This window comes from Actinomadura sp. NPDC048394, assembly GCF_040651755.1.
Classification (GTDB): domain Bacteria; phylum Actinomycetota; class Actinomycetes; order Streptosporangiales; family Streptosporangiaceae; genus Spirillospora; species Spirillospora montaniterrae.
This window is the reverse complement of sequence record NZ_JBEZJL010000164.1, coordinates 1-4,146: the sequence shown is the minus strand read 5'-3', so window position 1 is coordinate 4,146 and position 4,146 is coordinate 1. Positions and strand designations below refer to the sequence as shown.

At 69.0% G+C, this 4,146-nt stretch carries 6 protein-coding genes; 3 read left to right on the top strand and 3 right to left on the bottom strand.

The features are described from left to right. From AB0C78_RS50505 to AB0C78_RS50495, 3 genes are all read right to left on the bottom strand, one after another. Window positions 1-245: helix-turn-helix domain-containing protein (locus AB0C78_RS50505; protein ID WP_360762933.1), on the bottom strand; the 245-nt coding region annotated here is incomplete at its 3' end. A 65-nt stretch (window positions 246-310) separates the two neighbouring features. Further along, window positions 311-814, bottom strand: coding sequence for a hypothetical protein (locus tag AB0C78_RS50500; RefSeq protein ID WP_360762930.1), 504 nt, complete (start codon window positions 812-814; stop codon window positions 311-313). Window positions 815-1,066: 252 nt separating this feature from the next. Continuing rightward, complete coding sequence (locus tag AB0C78_RS50495) at window positions 1,067-1,390, bottom strand: hypothetical protein (protein ID WP_360762927.1); 324 nt, start codon at window positions 1,388-1,390, stop codon at window positions 1,067-1,069. 375 nt (window positions 1,391-1,765) lie between these two features. On the opposite strand from AB0C78_RS50495, the gene AB0C78_RS50490 reads away from it, so the two are divergent. The 3 genes from AB0C78_RS50490 (at window position 1,766) to AB0C78_RS50480 (ending at window position 4,124) form a co-directional block, all read left to right on the top strand. Next, a complete protein-coding gene (locus AB0C78_RS50490; RefSeq protein WP_360762924.1) occupies window positions 1,766-2,194 on the top strand; it encodes a recombinase family protein in 429 nt (142 codons plus the stop codon). After that, window positions 2,191-2,769 carry a hypothetical protein gene (locus tag AB0C78_RS50485; protein ID WP_360762922.1) on the top strand — a complete coding sequence of 193 codons (579 nt, stop codon included), beginning with the start codon at window positions 2,191-2,193 and terminating at the stop codon, window positions 2,767-2,769. Before AB0C78_RS50490 ends, AB0C78_RS50485 begins: the two co-directional genes overlap by 4 nt. A 1,085-nt stretch (window positions 2,770-3,854) precedes the next feature. After that, the gene (locus tag AB0C78_RS50480; protein WP_360762919.1) at window positions 3,855-4,124 is read left to right on the top strand and encodes a hypothetical protein; all 270 of its coding nucleotides are present in this window, start codon (window positions 3,855-3,857) and stop codon (window positions 4,122-4,124) included. The last annotated feature ends 22 nt before the right edge of the window (window positions 4,125-4,146 follow it).

The window sequence follows — 4,146 nt, the reverse complement described above, 5'->3', positions numbered from 1 at the left end:
AGCAGGATCGAGGACGGCCGGCCGGGGCGGGGCTCGTCGGCCAGCCCGGCCACGCCGTGCTCGATGAACCGTCTGCGCCACTTGGCCACCGTCGGCGGTGAGACGCCCAGCTCGGCGGCCACATGCGTGTGGAACGCGCCCGGCTGCGCGCATGCCAGCACGATCCGGCACCGCAACGCATACGCCTGCGTCGAGGTCGCCGCCCGCGCCCCGCGCTCCAACTCCGCTCGTTCCGCCGCGGTCACGGAAAACGGTGTCTTCGGCCGCCCCGTCCTCGCCATCGACCCAGCATAGATTTACACAACGGATTTCAGGCGCAGAACACTAGGGACAGGGCGGTGGCGATGGACTCTTCGGTGACGGCGCGGGGGATTTCCAGGTTGGCCTCGGCTTCGCCGATGGCTTGTTCGATGGCGCGGCCGGCGGCGGCGGGTTCGTGCCGGATGAGCACGTCCAGGGTCTTGGTGACGGCGGGGGTGAGCCCGAAGAACACGTAGTTCTCGCGCCGAGCCGGGTCGTCGCGGTGGACGGAGCAGTGCAGGTCTCGCCCTTGGAGGAACTCGTACACCAAGGCATGGCGGACGGTGGCGGACAGATCCCACGCGCCGACAAGTTTGGGGATGCCGGCGGCGACCTCCCAGCTGAGGCCCTCGGCGATCTCGCGGGCGGCAGTCTCGGTCCGCCACCGCAGTGCCCACCTCTTGCGGAAGCTCTGGCGCTGCCACAGCAGGGAGAAGAAGGTACGGCTGAACCGCTTCCAGGTCTCGGTGATGCCAGTCGGGTGGGCGGCTCCCTGGTGGTCGGCCGAGACCACTTCTTCGACGCCTCCGCGCAGCGTGGAGGCGCCGAGCCCCGCGATCTCGGCCGTCTCGCCGACACTGACGAGCTGGTCGGCGACCAGCTCGGGGGCCGTCAGGGTGACGATGCTGTCGCCCAGGCCGCGGTCGTCGCGGCGGGGGCCACAGCGCCAGGTCGTCGTTCCACCCCCGGTCGGAGGAGGCGGCGGCCGGCACGGTGACCTCGCTGACGTCCAGCACGCGGGCGCGGGCGGGCTCGCCGCCGCGCATCAGGTCGCCGGCGGTGATGTCACGGCGGCGGGCACCGGCCGCTCGTAGGTCTTCTCGGCGGCCCAGTCGAACAGCTGAGAGGGGCGGTACCAGGTGGTGCCGTCCCACCAATAGCCGCCGGCCCGGTACAGCAGGCCGGCGGGCTCCTCCCACATCAGCAGGGAGTCGACCGGGGAGGCGTCGGTGTCGCGGTAGAGCACGACCGACCGGCCGTGCTCGGGGTGGTGGCGGACCACCCAGGCCAGGTCTTTTCGCGTCGGGTCGGTGGTGAAGGCGCCCCAGCCGCCGTGGCCGTCGGTGCAGGTGTCGTGGCGGCCCCACATGCCCTGCTTGTGGCGGCCGATCTTCTCGATCTGCTCGCCGTTGTGGACCGGGATGTGGGTATCGTCGACGAACGGCAGATCGGCGCAACGAACACCAGCAGCCGTCGGCTTCTGGAGACGGTAACCAGCCCGGACGCCGTCTCATTTAGAGTGTCCGGTGATTTGTACGGTGAGAGGGGGTTATCCGTACACTTCCTGGGTTGTGACCGCATTCCTCACGGGCTACGCCCGCTGCTCGATCCGACACCCAGGACCTCACCGCACAGCGAGAGCGCCTGATTGGCCTTGGCGTTCCCGAAGACCGGATCTATCTCGACCGCGGGCTGACCCGGCACCCACCGCAACCGTCCGAGCCTGGAGCAGGCGCTCGCCTCCGTGCGCGCCGGTGACGCCCTCATGGTACCCAAGCTCGACCGCCTCGCCCGCTCCGTCCCCGACGCCCGCGACATCGGCGACTCCCTCGTCGCGCGCAGTGGCCGGCTCTCCCTTGGCGGCAGCCTCTACGCTCTGGCCGACCCCAGGAGCAAGATGTTCTTCAGCATCCTGGCCACCTTTGCCGAGTTCGAGGTGGATCTCCTGCGGCTGCGAACCCGGGAGAGAATGGCCGTCGCCAGGGCGAAGGGCAAACTGAAGGGCAAGCAGCTCAAGCTGACGGCCCGGCAGCAGGCCCATCTGGTCGAGCAGCACGCCACCGGCGAGCACTCCATCGCCGACCTCGCCGAGTTGTTCTCCATCAGGCAGGCGACGGTGCACCGCGTGATGGAACGCCCCACCGCGGCGACCCCACCGGGAACCAGCGCGTGACCGCCGCGCAAGCACGCGACGCCGGCGACGACACCCTCGACGGCGCCTGGTGGGCCGAGGACTCCGAGCGCTGGGACCTCCTGCGGTTCGAAGCAACCCACGACGAGGCCGGCCTGCCCGAGGATCGGTGGTGGAAGGACCGCCGGGACGTCCTGGACACGCTCATCCTTGCCCCAAGCCCGGTGGACCACGACTTCGCCCGCTTCCTGCTGGACCAGGAGACACAGTTCCACCGCCACTGCTGGGGCTTCAGCCACAGCATCGAAATCGCCGCGCTCCTGCTCGCCGAGCACCACCAGCCCGACGACGTCTGGCACATATGGCGGGCGATCACCACCAGCTTCGACACCTGGTGCGGCCTCCCACACCGACTGCTGCTCGCCGGAGGAGGAACGGCCCGCACCGTCGCCCACATCGCCGACTCCGGCCACGAACAGCGCGACAACCTGCTGCAGCACCTGCGCGAGATCCCGGAGGCGACCCATGACGACGTCACCGTGCTCATCGCCGAACGCCGCCGGTACTACTTCGACGCCCTCCGCAAGCCGGACGCAACCGCCCGCACTACCGCCTGAACTCACAGGTCGACGGCGTCGGCAGCGCCATTGGGGGCTTGTACCAGATCCGTCAACGGCACCCCGACTTCACCGATCCCGCCCAGCAGCCGACCGTGCACCCACGTCGTCCAGGTGCTGGCCGAGGCCGGGTACCACATCGAGCCGCACCCCTACGACGCCGAACTGCTGACGGTCCAGCGCCCCTGGTCGGGCAGACCCCGCCGCGCCAGCCCGCAGAGAGCGGGGGCGGCGCTGCGTCGAGTGCGGCGAGCCCCTGATCCCGGTCGAGGCCGCCGCCTCCCGCGCCCACCACTGGCACGGACGGTGCGCCGACTGCCAGGCCGAGCACATGGCCCGGATCGCCGAGCAACCACCGAGGGCACGACCCGCACTGAGCGGCACCGGAGTGAGCGGACCGGAACTCGGAAGGGACCAGATGGCTGCGGCCGCGGAGGTGTCACGGGCGGTCTCGCAGGTGAGTGTGGTGTTCAGCGCAGTGGGGCTGTCGGTGCAGGCCGAGGTGCGCGGAGAGTTGGACGTGGTGACCGCTCCGGCGGTGCTGAACCAGATTGGCAGGGCTACCTGCAGGTCTTCGTGGATCTCCCTGCGCAGGTCCTGCGAGACCATGTACTCGGCGACGAACACGCTCTTGACCGCGCGGCCCGCCTCTTCGATCGCCTAGTACACCAACTCCCAGTCGTTGTCCAACAGCGTCCACCCAGCGATCAGATCTTCCGGCTCCCACTCGCGACGCTTCCCGCCGGCCCGGCCGATCCCTCGAGAAAAGAGCAACGCGATCAAACGGGTCACCCCCCTACGCCCTGGTACGGCCGATTCGTGACGACCACGACCCGCAACCGTCACATAGCCCATCACTACTAATCAGCCTTAGCGGGTCGGCCTGGCGTTGTTCGGCAGACTCGTGTCTGACAGCCGCCAGCGGGTGAGCACTCATAGCTACTGGACCTTGAGTCCTGCCCAAAGATCGTCCCCCCGCTGGCCGGCCGGGAGAGTTGATCGCTGCTGGGGTATCGTGCCCGTCCGTCTGGGCGTGAGCACTGCTTGATCAGTTCGCCGATAGTTCTCCCGCAGGCTGCTGAGAAGTGATCGCGATCGAGGATCGGGGGTCGGTGTTGCGCCTGTTCATCGGGGACGACTGGGCCGAACAGCATCACGACGTCGAGCTGATGGACGCCGCTGGTCGCGTCCTGGCCAAGGCCCGCCTGCCCGAAGGGGTGGACGGAATGGCACGGCTGCACGAGATGGACGCCGCGCAGTTCGGTGACGCCTTCGACGAGGTCGGGTCTTCCCCCCGAACCGTGGACACCGGTTGCTATGCGGCTTGCGCCACCTTATGTGACTGCTGTTCGTAGGTGATCGGACTCATCTGGCCCA